The 26528-nt window shown below is 66.0% G+C and carries 20 protein-coding genes, 1 pseudogene and 2 riboswitches; of the genes and pseudogenes, 12 read left to right on the top strand and 9 right to left on the bottom strand.

From position 1 onward, the window contains the following. Positions 1 to 629 precede the first annotated feature (629 nt). Positions 630 to 1757, bottom strand: coding sequence for an IS481 family transposase (locus LOY51_RS14240; RefSeq protein WP_258641705.1), 1128 nt, complete (start codon positions 1755 to 1757; stop codon positions 630 to 632). A 309-nt stretch (positions 1758 to 2066) separates the two neighbouring features. On the opposite strand from LOY51_RS14240, the pseudogene LOY51_RS27170 reads away from it, so the two are divergent. Next, positions 2067 to 2888, top strand: a pseudogene (locus LOY51_RS27170) (PAS domain-containing protein); the annotation flags it as partial. 78 nt (positions 2889 to 2966) lie between these two features. Further along, the gene (locus LOY51_RS27165) at positions 2967 to 3425 is read left to right on the top strand and encodes a methyl-accepting chemotaxis protein (protein ID WP_374046950.1); all 459 of its coding nucleotides are present in this window, start codon (positions 2967 to 2969) and stop codon (positions 3423 to 3425) included. Here LOY51_RS27165 and LOY51_RS14230 read toward each other — a convergent pair. The 7 genes from LOY51_RS14230 to LOY51_RS14200 all read right to left on the bottom strand — a co-directional run bounded on the left by LOY51_RS14230 (position 3400) and on the right by LOY51_RS14200 (position 9901). Continuing rightward, the gene (locus tag LOY51_RS14230) at positions 3400 to 6690 is read right to left on the bottom strand and encodes a transporter substrate-binding domain-containing protein (RefSeq protein WP_125858792.1); all 3291 of its coding nucleotides are present in this window, start codon (positions 6688 to 6690) and stop codon (positions 3400 to 3402) included. The two genes, LOY51_RS27165 and LOY51_RS14230, sit on opposite strands and share 26 nt — an antisense overlap. Before the next feature lie 3 nt (positions 6691 to 6693). Beyond that, entirely contained in the window at positions 6694 to 7308 is a 615-nt protein-coding gene (locus LOY51_RS14225; protein ID WP_125464213.1) for a response regulator transcription factor, read from the bottom strand. A gap of 205 nt (positions 7309 to 7513) precedes the next feature. Beyond that, positions 7514 to 7756, bottom strand: a complete 243-nt coding sequence (locus tag LOY51_RS14220; protein WP_258641704.1) for a DUF1272 domain-containing protein — start codon at positions 7754 to 7756, stop codon at positions 7514 to 7516. Positions 7757 to 7818: 62 nt separating this feature from the next. Then, complete coding sequence (cobM, locus tag LOY51_RS14215) at positions 7819 to 8571, bottom strand: precorrin-4 C(11)-methyltransferase (protein WP_125858791.1); 753 nt, start codon at positions 8569 to 8571, stop codon at positions 7819 to 7821. Positions 8572 to 8599: 28 nt separating this feature from the next. Further along, the gene (locus tag LOY51_RS14210) at positions 8600 to 9010 is read right to left on the bottom strand and encodes a cobalamin biosynthesis protein (protein WP_125464210.1); all 411 of its coding nucleotides are present in this window, start codon (positions 9008 to 9010) and stop codon (positions 8600 to 8602) included. Further along, a complete protein-coding gene (locus LOY51_RS14205; protein WP_125858790.1) occupies positions 9010 to 9705 on the bottom strand; it encodes a CbtA family protein in 696 nt (231 codons plus the stop codon). Before LOY51_RS14205 ends, LOY51_RS14210 begins: the two co-directional genes overlap by 1 nt. Positions 9706 to 9715: 10 nt before the next feature. Further along, complete coding sequence (locus tag LOY51_RS14200) at positions 9716 to 9901, bottom strand: CbtB domain-containing protein (RefSeq protein ID WP_125858789.1); 186 nt, start codon at positions 9899 to 9901, stop codon at positions 9716 to 9718. A 97-nt stretch (positions 9902 to 9998) separates the two neighbouring features. Continuing rightward, a riboswitch (cobalamin riboswitch) is annotated at positions 9999 to 10224 on the bottom strand. Positions 10225 to 10284: 60 nt separating this feature from the next. Beyond that, a riboswitch (cobalamin riboswitch) is annotated at positions 10285 to 10483 on the top strand. Between the two features lie 101 nt (positions 10484 to 10584). Between LOY51_RS14200 and cobW the strand changes: the two genes are divergently transcribed. The 4 genes from cobW to LOY51_RS14180 are packed head-to-tail and all read left to right on the top strand — an operon-like array spanning position 10585 to position 17086. Next, entirely contained in the window at positions 10585 to 11652 is a 1068-nt protein-coding gene (gene cobW, locus LOY51_RS14195; protein ID WP_258641703.1) for a cobalamin biosynthesis protein CobW, read from the top strand. Between the two features lie 3 nt (positions 11653 to 11655). Continuing rightward, positions 11656 to 15417, top strand: a complete 3762-nt coding sequence (gene cobN, locus LOY51_RS14190) for a cobaltochelatase subunit CobN (protein ID WP_258641702.1) — start codon at positions 11656 to 11658, stop codon at positions 15415 to 15417. 2 nt (positions 15418 to 15419) lie between these two features. Further along, the gene (locus tag LOY51_RS14185) at positions 15420 to 16418 is read left to right on the top strand and encodes a magnesium chelatase ATPase subunit I (RefSeq protein ID WP_125858787.1); all 999 of its coding nucleotides are present in this window, start codon (positions 15420 to 15422) and stop codon (positions 16416 to 16418) included. A 53-nt stretch (positions 16419 to 16471) separates the two neighbouring features. After that, the gene (locus LOY51_RS14180; RefSeq protein WP_258641701.1) at positions 16472 to 17086 is read left to right on the top strand and encodes a vWA domain-containing protein; all 615 of its coding nucleotides are present in this window, start codon (positions 16472 to 16474) and stop codon (positions 17084 to 17086) included. Between the two features lie 106 nt (positions 17087 to 17192). Here the strand turns inward: LOY51_RS14180 and LOY51_RS14175 are convergent, their stop codons facing one another. Beyond that, on the bottom strand, positions 17193 to 17459 hold the full coding sequence (locus LOY51_RS14175; RefSeq protein WP_110994481.1) for a hypothetical protein: 267 nt from the start codon (positions 17457 to 17459) through the stop codon (positions 17193 to 17195). A gap of 333 nt (positions 17460 to 17792) precedes the next feature. Between LOY51_RS14175 and LOY51_RS14170 the strand changes: the two genes are divergently transcribed. From LOY51_RS14170 to qhpG, 6 genes are all read left to right on the top strand, one after another. Continuing rightward, entirely contained in the window at positions 17793 to 19124 is a 1332-nt protein-coding gene (locus LOY51_RS14170) for a sigma-54 dependent transcriptional regulator (RefSeq protein ID WP_125858786.1), read from the top strand. A 95-nt stretch (positions 19125 to 19219) separates the two neighbouring features. Further along, entirely contained in the window at positions 19220 to 20368 is a 1149-nt protein-coding gene (gene yiaY, locus LOY51_RS14165; protein ID WP_125858785.1) for an L-threonine dehydrogenase, read from the top strand. Between the two features lie 505 nt (positions 20369 to 20873). Then, positions 20874 to 22787 carry a sigma-54-dependent Fis family transcriptional regulator gene (locus tag LOY51_RS14160; RefSeq protein WP_125858784.1) on the top strand — a complete coding sequence of 638 codons (1914 nt, stop codon included), beginning with the start codon at positions 20874 to 20876 and terminating at the stop codon, positions 22785 to 22787. A gap of 3 nt (positions 22788 to 22790) precedes the next feature. Continuing rightward, complete coding sequence (locus tag LOY51_RS14155; RefSeq protein ID WP_258641700.1) at positions 22791 to 24518, top strand: ABC transporter ATP-binding protein; 1728 nt, start codon at positions 22791 to 22793, stop codon at positions 24516 to 24518. Then, positions 24508 to 25185 (top strand): subtilisin-like serine protease QhpE, encoded by a 678-nt coding sequence (gene qhpE, locus LOY51_RS14150; RefSeq protein WP_125858782.1) that lies wholly within the window; start codon positions 24508 to 24510, stop codon positions 25183 to 25185. Before LOY51_RS14155 ends, qhpE begins: the two co-directional genes overlap by 11 nt. Continuing rightward, positions 25178 to 26470 (top strand): flavin-dependent monooxygenase QhpG, encoded by a 1293-nt coding sequence (gene qhpG, locus LOY51_RS14145; protein ID WP_258641698.1) that lies wholly within the window; start codon positions 25178 to 25180, stop codon positions 26468 to 26470. The genes qhpE and qhpG overlap by 8 nt, the downstream gene beginning before the upstream one ends. Positions 26471 to 26528: the final 58 nt, after the last annotated feature.

Here is a 26528-nt window from a genome sequence, read left to right as displayed (position 1 = left end):
CGCGCGGCCTCCGACTTGCTGCGCAAGTCTACATCTCGCGCCTTCGGCTACGCCGAAGGGTGCTGCGCACCAGGGCCCTCCAGACGCCTACGCTCAGCCTCCTGAAGTCGCGAAGTTAGGGGCGGCGCCTGGGCTGGCGTTAGCTGTCGCTAGTTGGATGGGTTGGGAGCTCAGGATTGCAATCGCTGGCAAGCCAGCTCCCACAGGTTAGTGCGAACTTTTAAACTTGCGCTGTACCTGTGGGAGCCGGCTTGCCGGCGATAGGGCCCGAATAAACAACACATAAACAACAGCCAAACCTAGATAGCCGCATTACTGCTCTTGATCTGCTCTTGATTTTGCTTCTAAGCGCGCGATAGTCCAGGCAACACAAATTGCGACTTCAGGAGGCCGAGTGGAGGTGACTGTAGGGCCCTGGTGCGCAGCACCCTTCGGCGTAAGCCGAAGGCGCGAGATGTAGACTTGCGCAGCAAGTCGTAGGCCGCGCGGGCCCGGAAGGCACCGGAGCGAGGGGACCCCGGAGCGCAGCGCAGGGGCCGTATGATGGGAGCAGGCGGCTTTGCCTACTTTGGCCAAGATGTATGGACTTGAGACATCGTTGACACCTGTGCGGGGACATGGTGGACACATTATCGCTTACCGTCGGGGTTGTTGAAGTCGATGGTTCGCAGCTTGTGTTGGCAGAAGTAAACATCAAAATGGTCAGCTCCTTGATCGCTACGGCGGAGCGCTAACACATAGCCCGCTAGCGCCTTCGCTATCCGAAATGAGCGCTTCTTGAAGCGGAACTGACTGCTGTAGGGCTTCACCAGAATATCGTCGGGACCGTATTCAATGGTCGGTAGACGGCTTGGGAAAGCCCGCCTGCTCATCTGGTAGCGATCTGCCGGCACTTTGTAGTCCAGTTGCTGATGAGGACGCTTGTAGTTGTAGATGCCCCGCCAGAGGTCGAAAGCTTCCTGCGCTTCTCGCAGATCCCGAAAGCTGCGCCCTGTCAGTACCTCGGCCTTGAGCGTCCGATGGAATCGCTCATCCTTGCCATTGGTTTGTGGGTGGCCTGGCCTGCTGAAAGTCAGTCGAATTCCCAGGCGAACCAGCCAGATACCTAGCGGTGTGAGTTCTCCAGGATTTCTTGGTGCTCCCCAGGGCGAGCCATTATCCGCGTTGATCTGCGCAGGCAGTCCATACCGGCTGAATAGATCGGTCAGGTGCTCCATGACCAACCCTGTGCGCTGATGTGCGCAGGCCTGTATCACAAGGTTGAAGCGAGAGTGGTCATCAATCAGCGTCAGCGGATAACAAGGTCCCTGGGCCGTTTGGAAGAAGCCTTTAAAATCGATCTGCCACAGATCATTTGGGGCTTCGCGCTCAAAGCGTGTCCATGGTTTAGCAGCCTCAGAGGCCTCTGCGGTGATCAATCCATGCCGATGCAGGACATTGGTTACGGTGCTGGCACAGATTCGCTGATCAAGCAGATGACTGATCTTTCGGCCACCCCACGTGGAGTGCTCCTTACGGATGGCAATCACTTCCTCTTCTAGCCCAGGCTGAGTCTTGCGAGGGCTGACGGCCGGCTTTCGAGAGCGCTCCTGCAAGCCAGGCAGGCCGTCCTGTCGAAATCGGTTGAGCCATTTGTAACCCGTCTGAGGGCTAATGCCGAACCGGCGGCACAGCTCCCTCATGTTGGCGTCCGGGTGATTGGCCAGGTTAACGAACTCTTCTCTCAAGCTCATGGCATCTCTCGCGTTCCAAGGCATGGTCGTATTCCCGGCAGATTGCTTGCCGAAAAGTGTCCACCATGTCTCCGCACACGTGTCCACCATGTGTCCGGTCCATACACCAAGACCAAAGTAGGCCGCCGTAAGGGCGGAAAGGTGACTAAGCGTCGACATCACAAATGAATGCGCCTACATCCATCAAAACAAACACACTGAGTCCCGAACCCGAACCCGAACCCGAACCCGAACCCGAACCCGAACCCGAACCCGAACCCGAACCCGACCAACGGCTCAAATACCTAATCCAAAAGTGATATCAAAGCGCTTGCACGCCGATAACGCCCATCTATGCTCAGGACATCCCGGGGGGCACAGGAGTCCCAGCGCATGTTCGAGTACCACCGCAAGTCCGACCTCGTCGAAATCCAGCGCTGCCGCCAGGCCCTGGCATCCATGGAAGCGAAGCTCGCCGCCATTAGCCGCTCCATGGCCATGATCGAGTTCGCCCCCGATGGCACCATCCTCGAAGCCAACGACCATTTCTGCACGACGATGGGCTACAGCGCTGACGAGATCCGCGGCAAGCACCATCGAATGTTCTGTGACCCCACCTACGCCAAAAGCGCCGAGTACCAGCAACTGTGGCGTGAGCTGGGGCAGGGCAAGGCCATCAGCGGCACCTTCGAACGCTTGGACAAGGCCGGCCGCGAAGTCTGGCTCGAAGCCAGCTACATGCCAGTGATCGACGACCGCCAACAGGTCACCAGCGTCATCAAGGTGGCATCCGACATCACCCGCCATGTGATCGAAGAACACGAGAGCGAGAGCCTGCTCAAGGCCATCGGCCGCTCCATGGCGGTGGTCGAGTTCACCCCGGCCGGCAGAGTGATCAAGGCCAACCAGAACTTCCTCGACACCATGGGTTATCGCCTGGAGGAAGTGGTGGGCCGCCACCACGGCCTGTTTTGCCTGGCCCACGAACGTGAATCGGCCCAGTACCGCGAGTTCTGGGCTTCGCTGAACCGCGGCGAATACCACTCGCACCGCTTCGAACGGGTCAACAAGCAAGGCCAGACCGTGTACCTGGAGGCCTCGTACAACCCGATCTTCGACAACAAGGGGCGATTGACCAAAGTGGTGAAGTTCGCCAGCGACATCACCAACCAGGTCAGCACCCAACAGACCGCTGCCGATGCTGCCCACGCAAGCTCGGTACAAACCGACGCCTGCGCGCGCAAGGGCACCCAGGTGGTGCAGCAGACGGTCGAGGTGATCGAGCAGATTTCTGCCGAGCTCAACCAGGCCGCGCTCAGCCTCGATGCGGTGAGCAAGCAGTCCGAGTTGATCGGCCAGATTGTCCTGACCATCCGTGGCATTGCCGATCAGACCAACCTGCTGGCACTCAACGCAGCGATCGAAGCCGCTCGGGCTGGCGAGCACGGGCGTGGCTTTGCCGTGGTCGCCGATGAAGTGCGCAGCCTGGCCGCGCGCACCAGCAAGGCAACGCTGGAAATCGTCGAAGTGGTGCGGCAGAACCATGACCTGTCATTGAATGCCGTGGCCAGCATGCAGTCGAGCCTGACCCGCACCGGGCTTGGGGTGGAGCTGGCCAATGAAGCAGGCACGGTGATCATGGAGATCCAGCAGGGCTCACGGCACGTGGTGGACGCGATCAGCCAGATCAGTTCGACCCTTCAATTGCATTGATACCCTGGCGCAGCTCTTGCTCCAGGCTCTGCAGGCTGGCCAGCAGGCGGGCAAGCAATTGCTCGGTTGGCTGGCCCAGGGCCATGGCCCGCTCAATGGCCTCGCAGTCCTTCACCACGCCCCGCACCTTGAGCATCTTGGCGCCGCCCTTGATGCGGTGAACGGCCATGGCGAGCGGATCAGGTGGCGGCGAGGCTCCCAGTTCGTGCAGCGCTTGCAGGTCCTCTCGAGTGCTCTCGGCCAGTTGCCGCAGCAGGCGCAGGGTCAGTTGCTCGTCATCCTGGGTGAGATGGCGCAATTGCTCCAGCGCAAAACCGCTGTGGCCAGGCAACTGCGTGGCAACCGTGGCGACAGCCGCCGGGAGCACGCTCGCCGACGCCAGGGCTGAACGCAGAGCTTGCAGGTCAATGGGCTTGAACAGGCACTCGTCCATGCCATCGTCCAGGCAGCGTTGACGTTCTTGCGCCTGGGCATTGGCGGTGACGCCGATGATCACGCAGGCGGGCAGGCCCTGGTCACGTTCCAGCGCGCGGATGCTTCGGGTCAGTTCGTGGCCGTCCATGATCGGCATGTTGCAATCGGTGATCAGCACATCGAAAGGGTGCTTTCGCCACAATGCCAACGCGTCCTGGCCCTGTTCGGCGAGCACTACCTTGTGGCCCAGCGTGCGCAACTGCTTGTCGAGCAGCAACAGGTTGGCAGGGTAGTCATCGACCACCAGCACTCTCAATGCGGGGCTGTCGGCCGGGGGCGCAGGAGGCTTGGGTGATTGGCCCGCGGGCGCAACGGCGACCGGCAGATCGAGGTGGACATCCACCTGGGTGCCCAGACCCTCGAGGCTTTGCAGGGTCAGGGTGCCGCCCATCAGCTCGCACAGGTCGCGGCAGATCACCAGGCCTAGCCCTGCGCCTTGGCGGGCCTGGCGTCCGTCCATCTGGGCAAAGGTGTGGAACAGTCGCGCCTGGTCAGCGCTGCTGATACCCACGCCGCTGTCCTTCACCTGCAGCATGACGCCCATCGATTGCTCGCCGTGCGCAGCCACTTCCAGTGCAACGTCTATCCGCCCCTCCTCAGTGAATTTGATCGCGTTGCTCAACAGATTGGACAACACCTGCTTGAGCCGCAGTGGGTCGCCCAGCACCCAGCAGTGTTCGGTGGGCAGCGCGGCACGCAGGTGAATGCCCTTGGTCCGGGCATTGCCCTCGAATACCCGCAGTGTGGCGCGCACCAGGCCGACCAGTTCGACGGCCACCGGTTGCAGGGTCATGTGCCCGGCTTCAATGCGCGAAATATCGAGAATGTCGCCAATCAGCTCTAGCAGTCCGGTTGCCGAACCATGAGCGGTTTCCAGCGCCTGGCCATCGATGCGGCCATGACGGCTGTCCTCCAGGGCCAGTTCGAGCAAGCCGATGACCGCGTTCATCGGCGTGCGGATTTCATGGCTCATGACCGCGAGAAACGTGCTTTTGGCCTGGTTGGCCTGCTCGGCATCCTCTTTCGCCTGGCGCAACTGCTCCAACAGCCCGCGGCTGAGCTGCAGTTGATCCTGCAGCGCATGCTGGGCCTCGGTGCGCTGACTGATGAGTTTGCGCAGGTAGCTGTTCCAGAACACCACGCCCGCCAGCAAGACGCTGGCCAGCACCAGCACCTGGAGTGCCAGGGTCCGGTAGTTGCGCCAGGGGCTGTCGCTGACCACCGCACTGGTACGCCAGCGATTGACCAGTTGTTCAAGCTCGTCAGGCGCAATGCTCAATAACGCCTTGTCGAGGATGGCTTGCAATTGAGGCTGTGCAGGGTCGACGGCGAAGGCCGCGAGCGCGGGCTCATCACCCAGTTGCGCCGCGACCCGCAGGTCGCCCTTGAACACCTGGCTGATGAAGTAGCTGGCGTTGATATAGGGGCTGAGCGCGACATCGGCATTGCGTTGGAGCACCGACTCCATCAGTTGCAGTGGATTGTCCACCTCGACCGGGCGCACTCGAGGTGCCTGCTGCAGGAGCCCGTCGAGCAGCGGAGAGCCGCGCAACAGCGCCACCCGCTGGTCGCTCAGCGGTTGTGCCGGGTCCAATGGCGGTGAGCTGGCGCGCATCACCAGAACCTGCGGGCTGGCCAGGTAGGGGCGGCTGTAACGCAAGCGAGTGGCCAGCCGCGGGTCATAGCCAATGGCGCCGAGCATGTCGACCTTGCCCTGCGTCGCGGCATCGACCATCTCGCCGAACGACTGTGCCCCGACCACGTCGAAACGCAAGCCGGTGCGCAGGCTGATCTGCTCCAGCACGTCCATGGTCAGGCCCCGTGGTTGCTGCTGGCTGTCGGTGAATGTCAGCGGTGCGAGGGCAGTATTGATCATCACCTTCACCGTGCGGTGCTGGGTGATCCAGGCGCGTTCTTCGGCGGTGAGGGCGTCCAGCCGGCGATCAAGCAGGATGCTGGTGCTGCCACTGGTCCAGCGCCGCAGGATGTTCAGCCGTTCGCTGTCGGCGATGCGCTCCAAGGCCCGGTCGATCAGTGCGCGCAGGCGCTGGTTGTCGCGGTCCAGGGCAAACGCGAAAGTGCCGGCCGGCAGTTTGACGAGGTGATCGATCTTGACTGCACCCTGGTAGCTTCTGCTGATCACGTAGTCGCTGCTGATGGCGTCGCCCAGGTAAGTATCTGCCTGGCCCAGCGCGACCGCCGCGACCCCAGCCAGGGTAGAGCGGTACAGGGTTATCTGGGCGTTGGGGTAGAGCTGCTGGACGGCCTGCAGGGGCAGGTAGTGATCGACCAGGGCCAGGCGCTGGCCGGCCAGGTCGCTGCCCTCCAGCAGGGCGCCGCCCTGTCGGCTGACGAGTACTGGCAGGTCATCGGCATAGGGCAGGCTCAGGGCGAGTTCGGCGTCGGCGGCTTCGAAAGCGTTGGAAGTGCCCAGCAGGTCGATCTCGCCTCGGTGCAGGGCCGCGATGGCCTGCGCGCGGGTAGGGTAACGCCGTACCTTGATGGGTATCCCCAGTTGCTCGGCGATCAGGCCGGCGTAATCGGCGCTCAGGCCCTCGTAGTCGTCCTGGCTGGTGTTGATATCGAAAGGCGGGTAGTCGGGGCGCGAGCCCCCCAAGGTCAGTACCTGGCGTTCGCGCAGCCATTGCCGGTCGTTGTCGTCAAGGGGCAGTGGCGCGGCGGCGCTCTGGGCGCGGGCCAGCAGGTGACGGTCCTCGCTGGTGGTCTGGGACAGTCCCTGCACGGGCACCAGCAAGGTCAGCACCAGGCACAGCAGTGTGCCCTTGCTCATGCTTCAGCCCGCGTTGTTGCGTTTGGCCAGGTCGACCATTTCCACCAGTGATTCGACCTTGAGCTTCTCCATGATCCGGCCGCGGTAGGTACTGATGGTCTTGGCGCTGAGGTGCATCTGCTCGCCGATCAGCTTGTTGCTCTGCCCCGCGCAGAGGCGGCGCAGCACCTCCATTTCACGGTTCGACAGGCTGCCCAGTCGGTCACCCTCGCTTTCCAGGGTGTTGCTGTTGACTGCCATCTGCGGGAAGGTCGAATAGCCTTTGACCAGTGCCTTGAGGGCAAAGACCAGGGCGTCGAGGTCTTCGTCCTTGTTGACGAAGGCCGAGATGCCGGCGTCCATGCACCGGCGTACGTACAAGTCGGCCGGCTGGCCGGTCAACGCCATGATCCTGGGGGAGGGGGTGAGCAGCTTGAGGCGTTTGATCACTTCCATGCCATCGAGGTCGGGCAGGCCGATATCGAGGATGACCACATCTGCCTTGGTCTGCTCGGCCAGGCGTGCGGCATCCTTGCCTTTACCGGTTTCGCCGACGACGGTGAAGCGCTCCCCCTCGAGCAGCATGCGTACAGCAAGGCGAACAATGTGATGGTCATCGACCAACAGCACGGATGTCATGTGAAACTCCTGTCGGATTGAGCCCATGTCCTGTCTTCCGTCGGGCTCACGCCTGCGGATCAATTGGGCAGCGCGCACATTACGGTGATTCCGAACCCTTGGTAATAGGCGAGTATAGGCGCGTTGAAAAGACAACAAGGAATTGTAGAAAAGGACTACAAAAGGGGCGCGGGAACGCCCCGGGACAGGTACTGAGGCAGGCGGGTCAGTTGCAGGCGGGATGTGCCTTGAGGATGCGCTCGCTGGAGGCGGGGTTGTTCTTCAGGGCCTGGCCCACCCGGGGCGGGCGGCTGAGTAGCGGGCCGCCACAGTTGGGGCAGCGGCCGTGCAAGTGCTGGTCATTGCAGCTGCGACAGAAGGTGCATTCGAACGAGCAGATCAAGGCGTCCGGGCTGTCGCCCGGCAGGTCGCTGTTGCAGCACTCGCAGTTGGGGCGTAGTTCGAGCATGGGCGTGGCTCCGTGACGTGGAAGGGCAGTGTGCGCCGTCGCCACGTCTGGCGGCAATCGCTTCAGTTGCCCGGGCGGTACAGGTGGGCGTGGCCGGCGCGGTACAGCGCCGATTCGGCGAACGGTGCATCACCCAGCACATGGCCGACCAGGATCAGCGCCGTGCGCCGGAAGCCCTTGCTGGCCACGCGCTCGACGATGTCCGCCAGGGTGCCCCTGGCCCAGTCCTGATCGGGCCAGGTGGCGCGATGGACCACGGCGATCGGGCAGTCGGCGCCGTAATGGGGCAGGAGTTCCTCGACGATCCGCGCCAGGTTCTTGATGCCCAGATGGATGGCCAGGGTGCTGCCATGCCGGGCCAAGTCGGCCAGTTGTTCGCCGGCCGGCATCGGTGAGCTGTCGCCGTAACGGGTCAGGATCACCGTTTGCGACACCTCTGGCAGGGTCAGCTCGCAACCCAGCAGCGCGGCGCTGGCGGCGGTGGCCGTCACGCCGGGGATGATCTGGTAGTCGATGCCCAGTTCGCGCAGTTGGCGGATCTGCTCACCGATGGCGCCATACAGGCTGGGGTCGCCGCTATGTACCCGGGCCACGTCCTGGCCGTTGGCGTGGGCCTGGCGCATGGCCTCGACGATCTGCTGCAGGTGCAGTTCGGCACTGTTGATCACTGTCTCGGCACGGTGCCCTTCGAGCACGGCAGCGGGTACCAGCGAGCCGGCATAGATGATCACCGGGCACTGGCGGATCAAACGCTGGCCCTTGACCGTGATCAGTTCCGGATCGCCGGGGCCGGCGCCGATGAAGTAGACCGTCATGGGGAGTCCTTGCAGGTAAAAGGGCGGATTATCCGCCGATGGCCAGCGCCAGGGTAGCGCCGCCGAGTCGCTGGCGCGGTACGCGCAGGCCAGGCTGCAGCGATTCGCGGCCAGCCAGGGCCAATGCGGCGCTTTCGGCCACACCCCAGCAGCCGGTCTGGGCGAAGGCGATGGCCGAGCGCTGGCTGAGCAGCGGCTCGAAGCCGAGCAGTTGCCCGGCATCGAAACAGATGAACGGCAGCCCGAGGCGCTCGGCCAAGGCCAGCAGGCCTGGCTCCCGGGCCTTTGGCGCGATGCTGGCGATGCCGCGCAGCGCGCTGAGCGGCAGGGCATGCTCGGCCAGGGTCTGGCGCAGCAGGACCGCCAGGGTCTCCACCGGGCAACCCCGGCGGCACCCAAAGCCGGCATACAGCGCCGGCGGCTTTGCAGATTCCAGCATCAGGCTTGACTGTAGCGACGGTACAGCCAGGCGCTGAGCAGGCCCAGGGCCACCCAGAAGGCGGCATTGGTCAGCCAGGAAGCGATCTTGAACTGGGTTTCCAGTGCCTCGGGTGCCAGGCTTTCATGCACCGCTGGCTGTGGCGCGCCGATCACGTGGGGCACAATCAGCAGCGCCGCGCCAAGTACCTTCAACAGCCAGTGGCGACCGAACACCAGCAATGCCAGGCCAGTGGCGGTGGCGGCGGCGGTGCCGATCCACCAGGTCTGGCGTTGGCCCAGGTCGGCAGCGGCGGTGCCCGGCAGCTCCGGCGGCAGGCCCAGGGTCGGCGCCAGGCAGAACACCGCAAAGCCGGCCAGGCCCCACAGCGCGCCGGTGCTGACCCGGCCCGGCTCGCGCAGGCTATACAGCGCGACGAGGATCAGCGCAAAGCCGACGGCTACCACCAGGTTGCCACCGGTGGTGGACAGCACGCGTTGCCAGCCGTCTTCCGGCGCCCAAGCTTCGGCGCTGTGCTCATGCTCGTGGGGGGCGGCGGCTTCGCCATGCTCATGGTGCTCGGCTGCCGGGGCGGCGCTTTCATAGGTCTCCGCCTGCAGAATCAGCGGTGCGACCCAGAAGCTTTGCAGCAGTGTCAGCAGCAGGGCGGCGAGCAGCCCACTGAAGCCCGCAGTGCGGGCAATACGGGTAATCATGCGGGGCTACTCAGTGGCAGGGGAAGGCGGCGCTGTGGCGGGTGTCGTGGGCAGCGTTGTGCACCGCCTCGATGTGCGAGAAGCCGGCGAAGTAAACCAGGCACAGGCCCAGCAGGCTGGCGCCGATGGCGATGACCATGCGCTGGCTGAGTGTGGCGGGGGTGGAGATGCTGTGTTTTGTGCTGGTAATCGGCATGACGCGTTCCTCTGCTGCTTTTATTGGGGCAACGGGCAGGCGCGGCGCTCCCGGGCAGGACAGCCCAGGGAATACGACAGCGCCCGCCCACCGCGGGGTGTTGATGTGGTGTCAGGCCGGTCTCCGGGCTGGCGAGGTGGAGCGGTGCTCCATCTATTGGCGTCACCTTCCCATGCCTGTTGAACCGGCACAGTGGTCAAGACGCTTCACTCGCTTACCGTTGCGGGGGCAGCACCGGCCTTGTCCGCTGTCTATTAAAGACGCTGGACGCACCGGTTTCCCGTTTCACCCCCAATGGGGGCACCTGAACGCAGTGCGCTAGCAAATCATGGGGCGTGGCTTGCGTCAATCGCCCCAGCGGTTGACCGGTGTCGGGCGGATGCGTAGCCTTGCCGCTTCGAGGTTCTCCGGCCCAGGCCGGAGCTAAGACGGGAACGCGGTCCAAGCCGCGGCTGCCCCCGCAACTGTAAGCACTCAAAAGGATCGGCACAGCCACTGCGCAAGCGCGGGAAGGCGCCATCCCCCCGGCACCGCTGCCGGAACAGTGCAAGCCAGGAGACCTGCCTCGCAACGTTTTCGACTATCAACCGGGCGGGGTGATCCGGTGGCGAACGCGCCCGGCCGGCAACGCCCGAGGCTGTCGTCCCGCATGCCCGCGCCATTGCTGCCAAGGGCATCGCGACATGAAAACACTGGCCAAGCTCCCCGTCACCATCGTCACCGGCTTCCTCGGCTCGGGCAAGACCACCTTACTGCGCCACATGCTCGACAACGCCCAGGGCCGCCGCATCGCGGTGATCGTCAACGAGTTCGGCGAGCTGGGCATCGATGGCGAAATCCTCAAGCAGTGCAGCATTGGTTGCACTGAAGAAGAAGCCAACGGCCGCGTCTACGAGCTGGCCAATGGCTGCCTGTGCTGCACCGTGCAGGAAGAGTTCTTCCCGGTGATGCGCGAACTGGTGGCGCGCCGCGGCGACCTCGACCACATCCTTATCGAAACCAGCGGCCTGGCCCTGCCCAAGCCCCTGGTGCAAGCCTTCCAGTGGCCAGAAATCCGCAACGCCTGCACCGTCGATGCGGTTATCACCGTGGTCGACAGCCCGGCAGTGGCCGCCGGCACCTTCGCCGCCTACCCGGACCAGGTCGACGCCCAGCGCAAGCTCGACCCCAACCTGGACCACGAGTCGCCGCTGCATGAACTGTTCGCCGACCAGCTGGCCAGCGCCGACCTGGTGGTGTTGAACAAGGCCGACCTGATCGACGCCGAAGGCCTGGCCAAGGTTCGTGCCGAAGTCGCCGAAGAGCTGCCGCCAGCGGTGAAAGTGATCGAAGCCAGCAGTGGCCGCCTGCCGCTGGAAGTGCTGCTGGGCGTCGGTGCCGAATCCGAGGCGCACATCGACGGCCGTCGCACCCACCACGATTCGCACCACGACGGCGATGACCACGACGATCACGACCATGACGCCTTCGACTCGATCTCCATCGACCTGCCAGAGGCCGACGAAAGCCTGCTGCTCGATGCCCTGACGCAACTGGTCACCGAGTTCGGCATCCTGCGCGCCAAAGGCTTCGCCGCCATTCCCGGCAAGCCGATGCGCCTGCTGATCCAGGGCGTGGGCACGCGCTTCGACAAGCACTTCGACCGCGCCTGGCGCACTGACGAGCCGCGCATCACCCGCCTGGTGCTGATCGGCCAGGACCTCGATGCCGTGCACCTGGAAGCGCGCCTGCGCCAGTCCCTGGGCGCCTGACCCATGCACCTGCTGAGGACCCAGCCCGGCGGCTTCGTGCCGGACGACAGCATTGCCGACCTCGGCCAGACTCCCGCCGAGCTGGTGATCCTCTGCAGCGGCGATTCGCACCTGGCGCTGCTCGCCGAAACCGCCGAGCAGTTGCCGGACGACTTCCCCAGCGTGCGCCTGGCCAACCCCATGCAGGTGCAGAACCACGCCTCGGTCGACCTGTATGTAGACGAGGTGCTGCGCCACGCCAAGGTGATCCTGGTGTCGCTGCACGGCGGCGTCGGTTACTGGCGCTATGGCGTCGAGCAACTGGTGGAACTCAGCCAGCGCGGCGTGCAACTGATCCTGGTGCCCGGCGATGACCGCCCCGACCCGGAACTGACCGACCTGGGCACGGTGCGTGGCGAGCAGGCCGAACGCCTCTGGCACTACCTGCGCCAGGGTGGCAAGGCCAACGCGGTCAGCCTGTTCAATTGCCTGGCCAGCCAGTGGTTGGGGCGTGACTACGCCTGGGATGAACCGCAGCCGTTGCCGCGTACTGCGGTTTACCACCCGGCCAAGGCCAGCGCCCAGTTGCAGGACTGGTACGCCGACTGGCATCCCGAGCAGCCGGTGGCGCCACTGTTGTTCTATCGCTCGCACCTGCAGGCGGCCAACACCGCCTTCATCGACGTGTTTTGCCAACGCCTGCAAGCCTGTGGCCTGAACCCGCTGCCCATTGCCGTGGCCAGCCTCAAGGAGCGCGCCTGCCTCGACCAGGTCGAGGCCTGGCTCGATGAAGTGCAGGCTGAAGTGGTGATCAACACCACCGGCTTTGCCTTGTCCAGCCCCGAACAGCCCAACCTGCGCCCATTGCGCCGCGATGTACCGGTGCTGCAGGCGATCTGCGCCCAGGACAACCAACCGGCCTGGGAGCAGAGCGAACAGGGCTTGGGCGCTCGCGACCTGGCCATGCACATCGCCTTGCCGGAACTGGACGGGCGCATCATCACCCGCCCCGTGAGCTTCAAGGACCTGGCCTGGCGCAGCGAGCGCAGCCAGTCCGACGTGGTCTGCTACCGGGCCCACCCTGAACGCATGGACTTCGTCGCCGAACTGGCGCGGCGCTGGGTCGAGCTGGCGCGCCTTGACAACCAGGCGAAGCGCGTGGCGCTGGTGCTGGCCAACTACCCGACCCGCGATGGACGCATCGGCAATGGCGTCGGCCTGGATACGCCCGGCGCCGCACTCAACATTCTCAAGGCCTTGCAGGCGCAGGGTTACCCGGTGGCCGGCCTGCCCGACAGTGGCACCGAACTGATCCACCAGTTGCTCGGCGGGGTGACCAACGACCTCGACCACCTCGACCAGCGCCCCTGTGCCCAGAGCCTGAGCCTGGCCGATTACCACAGCGCCTTCACCGCCTTGCCCGAAGCCAACCAGCGCGCCGTGCTGGAACGTTGGGGCCCGCCCGAACAGGACCCGATGTACCGCAGCGGGCGTTTGATGGTGGCCGGCCTGCGCTACGGCCTGACCTTCGTCGGCATCCAGCCCGCGCGCGGCTACCAGGTCGACCACAGCGCGGTGTACCACGACCCCGACCTGGTGCCGCCCCACGGCTACCTGGCGTTCCACTTCTGGCTGCGCAACGGCTATGCCGCCGATGCGCTGATTCACGTCGGCAAGCACGGCAACCTGGAGTGGCTGCCGGGCAAGGGGGTCGGGCTGTCCAATGAATGCTGGCCAGACGCCTTGCTCGGCCCGCTGCCGAACATCTACCCGTTCATCGTCAACGACCCGGGCGAGGGCGCCCAGGCCAAACGGCGCACCCAGGCGGTGATCATCGACCACCTGATGCCGCCGCTGACCCGTGCCGAAACCTATGGCCCGCTGCGCCAGCTGGAGCAGCTGGCTGACGAATACTACGAAGCGCAGCTGCTTGACCCGCGCCGTGCCCAGGAGCTGCAGCGCGACATCCTCGAACTGCTCAAGGCCAACCACATCGACCGCGACCTGCAGCTCGAAGGCCAGCTGGACGACGCGGCGGTGTGGCTGCCGCGGCTCGACACCTACCTGTGCGACCTCAAGGAATCGCAGATCCGCGATGGCCTGCATGTGTTCGGCCAGTCGCCCCAGGGCCGGCTGCGCAGCGACACGCTGTTGGCGCTGCTGCGGGTGGAACGCGGTGACGGCAAGGGCGGCAATGCCAGCCTGATCCGCGCCCTGGCCCGGGCGCTGGGGCTGGGCTTCGACCCGCTCGATTGCGACCTCGGCCAGGCCTGGGAGGGTCCACGCCCGGCGCTGCTACAGCAGCTGGACGCGGCGCTGTGGCGCACGGCCGGGGATACCCGTGAACGGCTCGAACTGCTGGCGTTGACATTGATCGAACAGGCGCTGGAAGGCGACTGCCCACTTGATGGGCAGGCTGACTGGCAACCGGTGCGCGAGGTGCTGCAAGCGCTGGTCGAGCAGGTCGCCCCCAACCTGGACGCCTGCGGCGCTGCCGAAATCGACGGCCTGCTGGCGGCCCTGGCCGGGCGTTTCGTCCCCGCCGGGCCCAGCGGCGCGCCGAGCCGTGGCCGCCTGGACGTGCTGCCCACCGGGCGCAACTTCTATACCGTCGACGTACGCAACCTGCCCACCACCACCGCCTGGCGCCTGGGCTTCGCCTCGGCCAACCTGATTCTTGAACGCCACCTGCAGGACCACGGCGACCACCTGCGCCAGTTGGGCCTGTCGGTGTGGGGCACGGCCACCATGCGCACCGGCGGCGACGATATTGCCCAGGCCATGGCGCTGATGGGCGTACGCCCGGTATGGGCAACCGGCAGCCAGCGCGTCGACGACTTCGAGATCTTGCCGCTGAGCCTGCTCGATCGCCCACGGGTCGATGTCACGCTGCGGGTCTCGGGCTTCTTCCGCGATGCCTTCGGTAACCTGATTCGCCTGTTCGACGCGGCGGTGCAGGCGGTGGCCGCGCTCAACGAGCCGGATGACCTCAACCCGCTGGCCGCCCGCGTGCGTGCCGAGCGTCAGGCGCTGCTCGATGACGGCCTGGATGAAGAGCTGGCGGCACGCCAGGCCGGCTGGCGCGTGTTCGGCGCCAAGCCCGGCGCCTATGGCGCTGGGGTGCAGAACGCCATCGACGGTCGCCTGTGGCACAGCCGCGACGATTTGGCCGAGGTCTACCTCAACCACGGCGGCTACGCATACGGCGCCAGCGACGAAGGCACCCCGGCCCGCGCACGTTTCGCCCAGCGCCTGAGCCAGGTGCAGGCGGTGCTGCAGAACCAGGACAACCACGAGCACGACCTGCTCGATTCCAACGACTACTACCAGTTCCAGGGCGGCATGCTGGCCGCCGCCGAGACCCTGGCTGGCACCACCCGGGCCAGCTACCACGGTGACCACAGCCAGGCCGACCGGCCGCGTATCCGTACCTTGAAGGAAGAGCTCAACCGGGTGATCCGCGCCCGCGCGCTCAACCCCAAGTGGATCGACGGCGCCAAGCGCCATGGCTATAAAGGTGCCTTCGAGCTGGCGGCGACGGTCGATAACCTGTTTGCCTTCGACGCCACCACCGGGCTGATCGACGACCATCATTACCAAGGCCTGGCCGACGCCTACGTGCTCGACCCGGCGACCCGTGATTTCATGCGCGAGCACAACCCCGAAGCCCTGCGCGACCTCACCGAGCGCCTGCTGGAAGCCCAGCAGCGCGGCCTGTGGCAGGACCCGGGCGACTACCGCGAGAGCCTCGAGCAACAGTTGCTCGAAGGCGAGGAAGACTGCTGAACATGAACGAACCTGTGCAATTCCCCCTGGCCGCCGTGGTGGGGGCCGACGAACTGAAGCTGGCCCTGTGCCTGACCGCCATCGACCCGAAGATCGGCGGTGTGCTGATCGAAGGCCCGCGCGGCATGGCCAAGAGCACCCTGGCTCGAGGCCTGGCCGACCTGCTGGGCGATGGGCCGTTCGTCACCTTGCCGCTCGGCGCCACCGAGGAACGACTGGTTGGCACCCTCGACCTGGACGCCGCGCTGGGCCAGGGCCAGGCGCGCTTCGCCCCGGGCGTGCTGGCTCACGCCGATGGCGGCGTGCTGTATGTGGACGAGGTCAACCTGCTGCCCGACCCGTTGGTGGACTTGCTGCTGGATGTGGCCGCCAGCGGCACCAACCGCATCGAGCGCGATGGCATTTCCCATCGTCACGCCGCGCGTTTCGTGCTGATCGGCACCATGAACCCGGAGGAGGGCGAGCTGCGCCCGCAATTGCTCGACCGCTTTGGCCTGAACGTCGCCCTCGACGGCTTGCCGGCACCCGAGGCGCGCCAGCAGATCATTCGCCGGCGCCTGGCGTTCGACAGCGACCCTGAAGCCTTCTGCGCCCAGTGGGCCACTGCCCAGACAGAGTTGCGCGAGCGCTGCCGGGCCGCCCGCGAGCGCCTGGCGGCGATCGCCCTGGACGACCAGGCGCTGGCCTGGATCACCGAACGCTGTTTCGCCGCCGGGGTCGATGGTCTGCGCGCCGACTTGGTGTGGCTGCGCGCCGCCCGCGCCCATGCGGCCTGGCGTGGCCACACTGCCATCGAAGAGCAGGATGTGGATGCCGTCGCCGAATTTGCCCTGCGTCACCGTCGTCGGCAGGACTCTGCGCAGCCGCAGGCCACCCCGTCCGGTACCGCCGAGCAGTCGCAGGCCCAGGGGCAGGGGCAGGGCGACTGGGGCGCCTTGCCGCCGCAGCCAGTGGCCAGCGGTGCTCGGCGCGAGGTGCCGAACTGGGCAAAAAAGCCCTGAGCATCCGCCGCCACGACGCCCAGGCGGCAGATGCCAGACCCCGCGTCGGCCAATTGAACGGTGTTTCCCGTGGCCGCGCCCGGGCAGCCGAAGATGGCCGCATCGCCTGGCTGCCAACCCTGCTCAAAGGCCGCCCCCGCCAGCGCCGCGACCTGTGCTGGCAGCAGCGCAAGGCCCAGGCGCCAGAACTGTGGCTGGTGATCGTCGATGCCTCGGCCTCCACCCGTCGCCACCAGGCGCTGGCCCAGGCCAAGGGCCTGCTGGCCGGGGTGTTCGACCAGGCCTACCGGCAGCGTGCGCGGTTGGCGCTGTTGACCGCCAGTGGCAGCAAACCGCAGTGGCAACGCCACGGGCTCAAGGCTTCGCAGGCGCTCCAGCCCTGGCTGCAGCAGCTGGGTGCCGGCGGTGGCACACCGCTGCTGGCGGCCCTGGAAGAGGCACGGCACTGGTTGCTGGCGCGGGGCAAACGGCTGCCCCACGAGGTCCAGCGCTGCCTGTTGCTGACCGATGGTCGGCTGCAGGGGTGGCAAGCAGCGCAACCGCTACCGTGCAATACATTGCTGGTGGATATGGAATTGGCTGCGGTACGTGTGGGCCGCGCACGGCAACTTGCCGAACAACTTCATGCCGATTATCGGCATATCGAGCAGTTCGATACCGTCAATTGAATGGAATAACTGCGACGGGATGTCGCATGAAAGAAAGTTGTAGCGAGGGGAACTTTGAAGTTGCACCTGTGCGTGCCGGGCACGCACAGGAATCACCGTGCTTTGCTTATTCAGGCATCGACCAGGGTTGCAGGTCATAGCCCTTCTGGCACAGTTCGGCACGCACTTCCTCGATCAGGCTGGCCCACTGCGCAGGGTCCGAATAGACCCGCGAAGAGACTTGCTTGGCGCCGATGCGGGCGCTGGTCCGGTCGATCACTGCCAGGCTTAGTTCGCCAGTACCGTTGGGTGCATCCCAGGCGACGCACTGGAAGGGTTCGAAGGCGTGGTCGGCAATCAGCAGTGCTTCGTTGACACGGAGCGGGGCGTTCATGGGTTCGGTCTCTCTATGGTCCCAAACAGCGAAAAGTGTTTCCGCGGTGTTATTCCGGTACAGGTTACAGCGCGGTGTTAATCGTACTGATGCTCCAGGTCAGGGGATGAGTCACACAATCCAAGAATTTTTTTATCTGGACGCATTGCAAGGTATTTCTGCGTGCCGTCTGTGACGTCAATAAAATACGAAAATTCCCGGACGGCTCAAACACGGCCGTATCGGGCTGACCAACGGTAGTGGGGGCTGTCAAGTTCATTGCTACTGTTACTTTTGGCGTCGCAACTTACTGTTTATAGATAAAAAACCCTATTCCGGCGCCAAGGAATGGTCATGCTCGAGCCTGCCGCCCAACGTCGCTTGCTGATCGTCGACCCCTGCGACGATTGTCATCGATTGTTACCGGGCCTGCGCGGCGTCGGCTGGGATGTGCGTAGTTGCAGCCTGGACGTTGCCCTGGAGCACCCCTGCGATGTCGGCCTGCTGCGCCTGCAGGCCTCGCACCTGCGTCACCCCGACGCGGTCAAGGACATGATCAAACGCAGCAATACTGAATGGATCGCCGTGCTCAGCGCCGAAGAGCTGCGCATGCAGAATGTCGGCGATTTCGTTTGCGAATGGTTCTTCGACTTCCACACCTTGCCGTTCGACGTGTCGCGGGTGCAGGTCACCCTCGGCCGGGCCTTCGGCATGGCGCGCCTGCGTGGCCGCGGCGCGGTGCGCGATGGCGAGGCCGAGCCCGAGCACGAACTGCTGGGCGAGAGCCGGCCGATCCGCGAACTGCGCAAACTGCTCGGCAAACTGGCACCCACCGAATCGCCGGTGCTGATCCGTGGCGAGAGTGGTACCGGCAAGGAATTGGTGGCGCGCACCCTGCATCGCTTGTCGCAGCGCCATGACCAGCCGTTCGTCGCCATCAACTGCGGCGCGATTCCCGAACACCTGATCCAGTCCGAGCTGTTCGGCCACGAGAAGGGTGCATTCACCGGCGCCCACCAGCGCAAGGTCGGGCGTATCGAGGCGGCCAATGGCGGCACCCTTTTCCTCGACGAGATCGGCGACCTGCCGCTGGAGCTGCAGGCCAACCTGCTGCGCTTTCTGCAGGAACGGCACATCGAACGGGTGGGCAGCACCCAGCCGATCGGCGTGGATGTGCGGGTGCTGGCGGCGACCCACGTCGACCTGGAAAAGGCCATCGCCCTCGGCCGTTTCCGTGAAGACCTGTATTACCGGCTCAACGTGCTGCAGGTGGTGACCGCGCCGCTGCGCGACCGGCATGGCGACCTGTCGATGCTGGCCAGCCATTTCGCCCGTTTCTACAGCCTGGAGACCGGCCGCCGGCCGCGCTCCTTCAGCGACAGCGCGCTGGCGGCCATGGGCCGCCACGACTGGCCGGGCAACGTGCGTGAACTGGCCAACCGTGTGCGCCGGGGCCTGGTGCTGGCCGAAGGGCGGCAGATCGAAGCCCCGGACCTGGGCCTGCACGACCAGGTGGAACAGGAAGCGCTGTTGGGCACCTTGGAGGACTACAAGCACCGCGCCGAGCGCCAGGCCCTGTGCGACGTACTCAACCGGCACAGCGACAACCTCAGCATCGCGGCCAAGGTGCTGGGGATCTCCCGGCCGACCTTCTATCGGCTGCTGCACAAGCATCAGATCCGCTGAGGCCCGTTCCCGCGCCCCCATTGCCCTGGATCAACACCCGGTCACTGCTGCAGGCGGATGCTCAAGCCCTACCGACAGCTTGAGAGGACCCGGCCATGAGCAGCACCTTCTTCATCCCCGCCGTGAACATCATGGGCATCGACTGCCTGGACGAAGCCATGGCTGCCATCGCCGGCTACGGCCTGCGCAAGGCGCTGATCGTGACCGACCAGGGCCTGGCCCGCGCTGGCGTGGCCGAACGCATCGCCGGGCTGCTGGCCATGCGCGATATCGACTCGGTGGTGTTCGATGGCGCCAAGCCCAACCCGAGCATCGCCAACGTCGAGGCTGGCCTGGCCATACTGCAGCGCGAGCGTTGCGACTGTGTGGTCTCGCTCGGTGGTGGCTCGCCCCATGACTGCGCCAAGGGCATTGCGCTGTGCGCCACCAACGGCGGGCATATCAGTGACTACGAAGGGGTGGACCGCTCGAGCAAGCCGCAACTGCCGCTGATCGCCATCAACACCACCGCCGGCACCGCCAGCGAGATGACCCGTTTCTGCATCATCACCGACGAGGCGCGCCACGTGAAAATGGCCATCGTCGACCGCAACGTCACGCCTATCCTGTCGGTCAACGACCCGGCGCTGATGGTCGGCATGCCCAAGTCGCTGACCGCCGCCACCGGCATGGACGCGCTGACCCACGCCATCGAGGCCTATGTGTCGACTGCCGCCACGCCGATCACCGACGCCTGCGCGCTCAAGGCCATCAGCCTGATCAGCGACAACCTGCGCCAGGCGGTGGCCGACGGCAGCGACCTGCAGGCCCGGGAGAACATGGCTTACGCGCAGTTCCTTGCCGGCATGGCCTTCAACAACGCCTCCCTGGGGTACGTGCATGCCATGGCGCACCAGCTGGGCGGTTACTACGACCTGCCCCATGGGGTGTGCAACGCGGTGCTGCTGCCCCATGTGCAGCGCTTCAATGCCAAGGTCAGCGCCGCGCGCCTGCGCGATGTAGCCAAGGCCATGGGCGTGAAAGTGTGTGGGTTGGAGGCGGAGCAGGGGGCTGGTGCGGCGATTTCTGCCATCGAGCACCTGGCGGCGGCGATCGGCATCCCGGCCGGGCTCGCCGAGCTAGGGGCCAAGGTTGAGGATGTGCCGGTGTTGGCGGCCAATGCGCTGAAGGATGCCTGTGGGTTGACCAATCCGCGGGTGGCCAGCCAGGCGGAGATCGAGGCGATCTTCAAGGCGGCGTTTTAGGCGCAGGGGGGATCGCGTGAGGGCCACCAGGTGTTTGCCGGTGTTTTTGCAGCGCCTATCAGATCGAGCGCCGCCCGCGCGGCGCTTCGCGGGTAAACCCGCTCCCACAGTTTATTTCGGGCCAATTATTCCTGTGAAAGTACCGGCGCCTGCCTTGGTGCATGCCTTGAGCCATGTGGGGCGGCGGCAACGCCCGCACTGAAACCGCGTCGTACCAACAAGGCTGACCAGGTGATGGCACAGGAGAGACTGGCCCGAAACAAACTGTGGGAGCGGGTTTACCCGCGAAGCGCCGCGCGGGCGGCGCTCGATCTTGAGAGCGCTGCAAACCTGTCGCCCTGCACCTCGTGGCCCACATGCGATCCCCCTTGAGAGCGCCACAAACTAGCCGCCCCACACCCCTTTTTGCCTGCCCCCCTGATGACGGCTGACGAATTCTGACGCACACTGCCGAAAATTCCGATGCCCGATGCCCCGATCTAGCGGGGCACAGCTGGAGCACGCAATGGCGCGACAAACACTCACAACAAACGCCCATGACCCGCTGCAGCAATCCCGCCTGGTCCGCCTGAAGCTGGCCAACGAGGGCGAACTGCCCTCGGGGATGCTGCGCGACGAAATCGACGCCTCCTGGCGGCGCAGCCTCAGCCATGGCCTGGACTGCCTGCAGGGCGAGCAGGTAGGCCTGGGCATTCGTCACGGCCTCGACCTGCGCACGCTGCTTGAGCACAACCGGCTGCTGATCGACGCGGTCACCCCCGAGCTGGACTACCTGGTGCGCCGCCAGGGCCAGAGCGGCATCGTCATCCTTGGCGATGCCCAGGCCAACGTGCTGGCCATCGAAGGGCACAAGCATGCGCTGGAACGCGAGGGCCTGCGCGACCTGCACCCCGGCAGTTGCTGGAGCGAGGCGCTGCGCGGGACCAACGCCATCGGCACGGCCGTGGTCGAAGGCCAGCCCACCCTGATCAACTGCGGCGAGCATTACCTCGACCGCCTCAGCCCGTTTTCCTGTACCTCGGTACCGCTGCGCGACCCCCATGGCGAAGTGATCGGCGTGCTCGACGTGACCCGCGAAGGGGTCATGGCCCAGCCCCAGGACAGCCTCACCGCACTGATGCTGGCCGCCGGCAACATCGAGTGCCGCCTGTTCGGGCTGTGCCACCCCGAGCACCTGGTGCTGGCGTTTCACAGCCGCCCACAATACCTGGCCAGTGCCTGGCAGGGCCTGCTGGCCCTGAGCCTGGATGGCGAAGTGCTGGCCGCCAATGACAACGCCTGCCAATTGCTCCAGCTGAGCCGGCAAGCGCTGCTCGGCAGGCGCTGCAGCGACTTGCTCGGCGAACGTTCGCCAGCCTTCATCTCTCGCCTGTGGCAAGGCGGCGTCAGCAGCGTGCAGACCGCCAAGGGCGACTTCTTCTTCCGCGCCGTGCAGCTACCGCGCCACGCCAAGCTCAACGGCGCCACGGCGAACGCCAGGGCCGCAGAACCGGCCAGGGCCCAGGCCCTGGAAGCGCTGGCCGGCGCTGATGCGCGCCTGGCCCGTGGCCTGCGCATGGCCCGCCAGGGCCTGGCCAATGGCTTGCCGGTGCTGTTGCTGGGCGAAACCGGCACCGGCAAGGAAGTCATCGCCCGGGCTCTGCACCAGGCCAGCCCGCGTGGCGACAAAGCCTTCATCGCGGTCAACTGTGCGGCGATCCCCGAGGGGCTGATCGAGTCGGAGCTGTTCGGCTACCGCGAAGGCGCTTTCACAGGTTCGCGCCGTGGCGGCATGGTCGGGCGCCTGATGCAGGCTCACGGCGGCACGCTGTTCCTCGACGAGATCGGCGACATGCCGCTGGCCCTGCAGGCGCGCCTGTTGCGCGTGCTGCAGGAACGCCGGGTGGCGCCGTTGGGCGCGGGCGACGAGCAGGAGATCGACGTGGCGTTGATCTGCGCCACCCACCGCGACCTCAAGCGCCTGGTCAGCGAACAGCATTTTCGCGAAGACCTGTACTACCGGGTCAACGGCGTGTCCCTGCGCCTGCCGGCGCTGCGCGAGCGCGACGACCTGGCCAGCATCATCGAAACCCTGCTGGGCAAGTTCGGCGCCCGTGGCGTGAGCCTCGACCCGGCGCTGGCCGGCCTGCTCGAAGGCTTCGACTGGCCGGGCAACATCCGCCAGCTGGAAATGGTGCTGCGCACCGCCCTGGCCATGCGCGAGGACGGCGAGCAGGTGCTGACCCTCGATCACCTCACCGACTGCCTGCTCGACGAGCTGGCCAGCGGCACGACGCCCTCCGGCAGCCTGCGCGACAACGAACTGGAACTGATCCGCGGCGCCCTGGCACGTCACCAGGGCAATGTCTCGGCGGCGGCCGAGGCGCTGGGCATCAGCCGCGCCACCCTGTACCGCAAACTCAAACAGTTGCGCGGCTGAACCATGGGCGGACTGTTCTCACGCTTGATCGAATCGAGTGACCCGCTGCTGATGCGCCAGGCCCTGGCCTGGCTGTACGGTTTCGTGCGCCCGCAACGGCGCGCCATCGGCGTATTGCTGGGGTTGTCGCTGGGCGCTTCGTTGCTGGCCCTGGCGCAACCCTGGCTGGTCAAGACCCTGATCGACGAGGGCCTGCTGGCCAAGGATTACCAGACTCTCTGGCACATGGCCGCGATCATGATCGGCGCCGGCCTGCTCGGCACCGTGCTGGCGGGGGTGAACCGCTACCTGCACACGCGGCTGTCCGGGCGCATCCTGTTTGCCCTGCGCGATGACCTGTACCGGCATCTGCAGCAGCTGTCGCCGACCTTCTACGGGCGGAGGCGCACCGGCGATATCCTGTCGCGGCTGGACGGTGACGTCGCCGAGATCCAGCGCTTTGCCGTGGACTCGCTGTTCTCGGCGGTGTCGGCGGTGATCGGCCTGGTCGGCGCGCTGGCCCTGATGTTGCTGCTGTCTTGGCAACTGTCGTTGCTGCTGGCGCTGCTCATCCCGCTCGAAGTGCTGTGGCTGCGCTGGATGCGCCGCAAGGTGGAGCGCGAGGTGCGCAGCCTGCGCGAGCGCTCGGCGGACGTGTCGTCGTTCCTGGTCGAAACCCTGCCGGCGATGAAGTTCATCCAGGCCGCCGGCCAGCAGGGCCGCGAGGCCGAACGCCTGGAAGGCCTGGGGCAGGGCTACATGAGCCAGCTGCTGAAGGTACAGCTCACCGAATTCTTCACCCAGGCGGTGCCCGGCACCCTGACCTCGTGGTGCCGTGCCTGTGCCTTCCTGGTCGGCGGCTGGTGGGTGATCCAAGGCACCTGGCAGCTCGGCGCACTGATCGCGTTTTCCACTTACCTGGGCATGGCGGTCGGGCCAGTGCAGAGCCTGCTGGGGCTGTACGTGGCGGTGCAGCGCATGGCCGTGAGCCTGGGGCGGGTGATGGAACTCAAGCGTGAGCCGGTCGCGGTTCAGCCAGCCGAAGCGCCGCTGCCCATCGCCGACGGGCCCGGCGAATTGCGCCTGGAGGCGGTGCACTTTGCCCACGATGAGCGCCAGGGCGGCGTGCTGCGCGGCGTTGATGCCAGCCTGCCGGGCGGGCTCAAGGTCGCCATCAGCGGCGCCTCGGGCGTCGGCAAATCGACCCTGATCGACCTGCTGCAGCGGTTCTACGACCCCGATGTCGGGCGCATCCTGCTCGACGGCATCGACCTGCGCCAACTCGATTTGCAGGCCTTGCGCCGACGCATCGCGGTGGTCAGCCAGGACATCGTGCTGTTCCGTGGCACCCTGGCGCAGAACCTCGCCTACAGCACGCCCGAAGCGACCCGTGAACAGCTCGAAGCAGTGGTGCGCCTGACCCGCCTGGAAAGCTTGGTCGGCAATCTGCCGCTGGGCCTGGACGGGATGCTCGGCGAGCGTGGCCAGCAGTTGTCCGGTGGCCAGAAACAACGCATCGCCATCGCTCGGGCGCTGCTGCAGCAACCGGCGATCCTGGTGCTCGACGAAGCCACCTCGGCGGTGGACGAAGCCACCGAGCGCGAAGTGATCGCCGCCATCGACCAGCTGTTTGCCGGGCGCACGCGCATTTTGATCAGCCACCGCGCCTCGACCTTGGCCGATGCCGATGTGCACCTGCACTTGAGCGACGGGCTGCTGCGCAGCAAGGAGCCGGCCGGGCATGACCAGTGAACTGCGCGTTGGCCTGATCGACAGCGGCTGCTCGCCCGGGCAGGCCGCCATGCTGCTCGATGCCCGGCGCTTCTGGCTGGCCGACGGCGTGTTGCAGGAAGGCGAAGCGCTGCCCGATGCCCTTGGCCATGGCAGCGCCGTGCTCGAGCGTATTTGCGCTGAGGCCGGTGCCATGCCGCTGCTGCTGGCCCAGGTGTTCGACCGCCAATGGAGCACCAGCGCCCTGCAAGTGGCCGCCGCGCTGTTGTGGCTGGTGGAGCAGGGCGCCGCGGTGATCAACCTGAGCCTGGGCCTGCACCAGGACCGCCCGGTGCTGCGCCAGGCCTGCGCCGAAGCCCAGGCCGCCGGGGTGCTGCTGTGTGCCTCAAGCCCGGCGCGGGGCGAACCGGTGTATCCGGCAAGCTACCCAGGGGTGATTCGGGTAACGGGTGATGCCCGCTGCGCGCCGGGTGAATGGTCATGGCTGGGAACCGCCCAGGCCGATTTCGGCGCCCATGTCGGCACCACCGGCGGGGCGGGTGCCAGCCTTGCCTGTGGCGCGTTCAGCGGCCTGGTTGCTGGCGTATTGCGCAACCGGCCCGAGTTGGAACACCTGGCGTTGGTCCACTGGTTAAAGCACCACGCGGCGTTCACCGGCCCGGAGCGCAAGGGGCAGGCTGATGGCTGACGCGCGCATTGTGGTACTCGGCGCGGGCCCTGCCGGCGCCGCCACGGCCCTGGGGCTGCGACGCCTGGGTTATGCCGTGACCGTGGTCAGCGACTGGCGCCGCTTCGCCGCCATCGAAGGGGTTTCCCAGCGCGTGCTCGACGGGTTGCAGCATGCCGGGCTTGGGGCAGCACTCGCGCAGGCCACCACCCCCGCTGAACGGCAGGTGCACTGGAATGGTGAACAGCTGCGCTTGAACCAGGAGTGCTTGCTCGATCGCCAGCGTTTCGACCGGGCCTTGCGTGACGACCTGCGTCGGGCCGGGGTCGAGTTGATCGAAGGCCGGGTGCGCGAGGTGATGCGCGATGCCGGCCATCGGGTGCGCCTGGACGATGGCCAGGTGGTGCATGGCGACTTTCTGGTCGAGGCCCGTGGCCGCCAGGCGCCGCTGGCCGAAGGGCGCCTGCGCGGGCCGGAGACCGTCAGCCTGCTGAACCTCTGGCAGGGCACGCCAGGGGCAGCGGCCTCGGCCGTGGAGAGCCTGGACGATGGCTGGGCGTGGATGGCGCGGCTGGACGATGGCCGTTGCTACTGGCAAGTGACATTGGATGCTGGCACGGCCAGCCTGCCGGGCAAGGCACAGCTGGCGGCGTATTGCGCCGAACGCCGGCGTACTTCGGCGCAGGTACGGGCAATCTTCGATCAACAGGCCTTCGCCCCTGCCCAGGTTCATGCCCGCAGCAGCACGGCGATCCTGGCCGGCAGTTGCGCAGGCGACGATTGGCTGCGGGTGGGGGATGCGGCGATGGCGGTAGACCCGCTGTCGGGTAACGGGATTTTCCAGTCGTTGTCGTCGGCGTTGCAGGCGCCGGTGGTGATCAACACCTTGTTGCGGCGGCCTGAGAGCGCCGCGCTGGCGCAGCGTTTTCATCAGGAGCGTATCGAGCAGCTGTTCCTGCGCTTTGCCCGCATTGGCCGGGATTTCTACGCTCAGGAGCAGGCAAGGGCGTCGGGCGCGTTCTGGGCTGCGCGCCGCAGGTGGCCGGATGCGCAGCCGATCCATGCCCAGGCCGCCTGGAGCGCGGTGACGGTGGAGCGTCGGCCGGTGTTGCGTGATGGTTTCGTGGAGGAGGCCGAGGTGGTAGTGACGGCAGACCAGCCGTTGGGGGTGTGGCACCTGCAAGGGGTTGAGCTGGCGCCTGTGGTCCGCGGCCTGCAGGCGGGGCTCGCGCTGGAACAGGTGCTGGCCGGGGAGTCGCAGGCCATGGTGCGGCGGTGGCTGGGCGAGCAAGGTTATCGCGGATAACCAGGGGCCGCTTTGCGCCCCATCGCCGGCAAGCCGGCTCCCACCCCAACCGCATCGA

The sequence above is a fragment of the Pseudomonas sichuanensis genome, from assembly GCF_024749065.1.
In the GTDB taxonomy this organism is placed as follows: Bacteria; Pseudomonadota; Gammaproteobacteria; order Pseudomonadales; family Pseudomonadaceae; genus Aquipseudomonas; species Aquipseudomonas sichuanensis.
Note: the sequence above shows the minus strand (reverse complement) of the source record. Positions and strands in the feature narration are given on the sequence as shown.

What these genes read in the sequence shown, in the direction of transcription:
- cobW (WP_258641703.1), top strand. Translation starts at nt 10,585, where the DNA reads ATGAAAACACTGGCCAAGCTCCCCGTCACCATCGTCACCGGCTTCCTC.
- LOY51_RS14160 (WP_125858784.1), top strand. Translation starts at nt 20,874, where the DNA reads ATGGCGCGACAAACACTCACAACAAACGCCCATGACCCGCTGCAGCAA.
- cobM (WP_125858791.1), bottom strand. Translation starts at nt 8,571, where the DNA reads ATGACGGTCTACTTCATCGGCGCCGGCCCCGGCGATCCGGAACTGATC.
- qhpG (WP_258641698.1), top strand. Translation starts at nt 25,178, where the DNA reads ATGGCTGACGCGCGCATTGTGGTACTCGGCGCGGGCCCTGCCGGCGCC.
- LOY51_RS14240 (WP_258641705.1), bottom strand. Translation starts at nt 1,757, where the DNA reads ATGCCTTGGAACGCGAGAGATGCCATGAGCTTGAGAGAAGAGTTCGTT.
- LOY51_RS14175 (WP_110994481.1), bottom strand. Translation starts at nt 17,459, where the DNA reads ATGAACGCCCCGCTCCGTGTCAACGAAGCACTGCTGATTGCCGACCAC.
- LOY51_RS14210 (WP_125464210.1), bottom strand. Translation starts at nt 9,010, where the DNA reads ATGCTGGAATCTGCAAAGCCGCCGGCGCTGTATGCCGGCTTTGGGTGC.
- LOY51_RS14200 (WP_125858789.1), bottom strand. Translation starts at nt 9,901, where the DNA reads ATGCCGATTACCAGCACAAAACACAGCATCTCCACCCCCGCCACACTC.
- LOY51_RS14185 (WP_125858787.1), top strand. Translation starts at nt 15,420, where the DNA reads ATGAACGAACCTGTGCAATTCCCCCTGGCCGCCGTGGTGGGGGCCGAC.
- LOY51_RS14225 (WP_125464213.1), bottom strand. Translation starts at nt 7,308, where the DNA reads ATGACATCCGTGCTGTTGGTCGATGACCATCACATTGTTCGCCTTGCT.
- LOY51_RS14230 (WP_125858792.1), bottom strand. Translation starts at nt 6,690, where the DNA reads ATGAGCAAGGGCACACTGCTGTGCCTGGTGCTGACCTTGCTGGTGCCC.
- LOY51_RS14205 (WP_125858790.1), bottom strand. Translation starts at nt 9,705, where the DNA reads ATGATTACCCGTATTGCCCGCACTGCGGGCTTCAGTGGGCTGCTCGCC.
- LOY51_RS14170 (WP_125858786.1), top strand. Translation starts at nt 17,793, where the DNA reads ATGCTCGAGCCTGCCGCCCAACGTCGCTTGCTGATCGTCGACCCCTGC.
- cobN (WP_258641702.1), top strand. Translation starts at nt 11,656, where the DNA reads ATGCACCTGCTGAGGACCCAGCCCGGCGGCTTCGTGCCGGACGACAGC.
- LOY51_RS14220 (WP_258641704.1), bottom strand. Translation starts at nt 7,756, where the DNA reads ATGCTCGAACTACGCCCCAACTGCGAGTGCTGCAACAGCGACCTGCCG.
- yiaY (WP_125858785.1), top strand. Translation starts at nt 19,220, where the DNA reads ATGAGCAGCACCTTCTTCATCCCCGCCGTGAACATCATGGGCATCGAC.
- qhpE (WP_125858782.1), top strand. Translation starts at nt 24,508, where the DNA reads ATGACCAGTGAACTGCGCGTTGGCCTGATCGACAGCGGCTGCTCGCCC.
- LOY51_RS14155 (WP_258641700.1), top strand. Translation starts at nt 22,791, where the DNA reads ATGGGCGGACTGTTCTCACGCTTGATCGAATCGAGTGACCCGCTGCTG.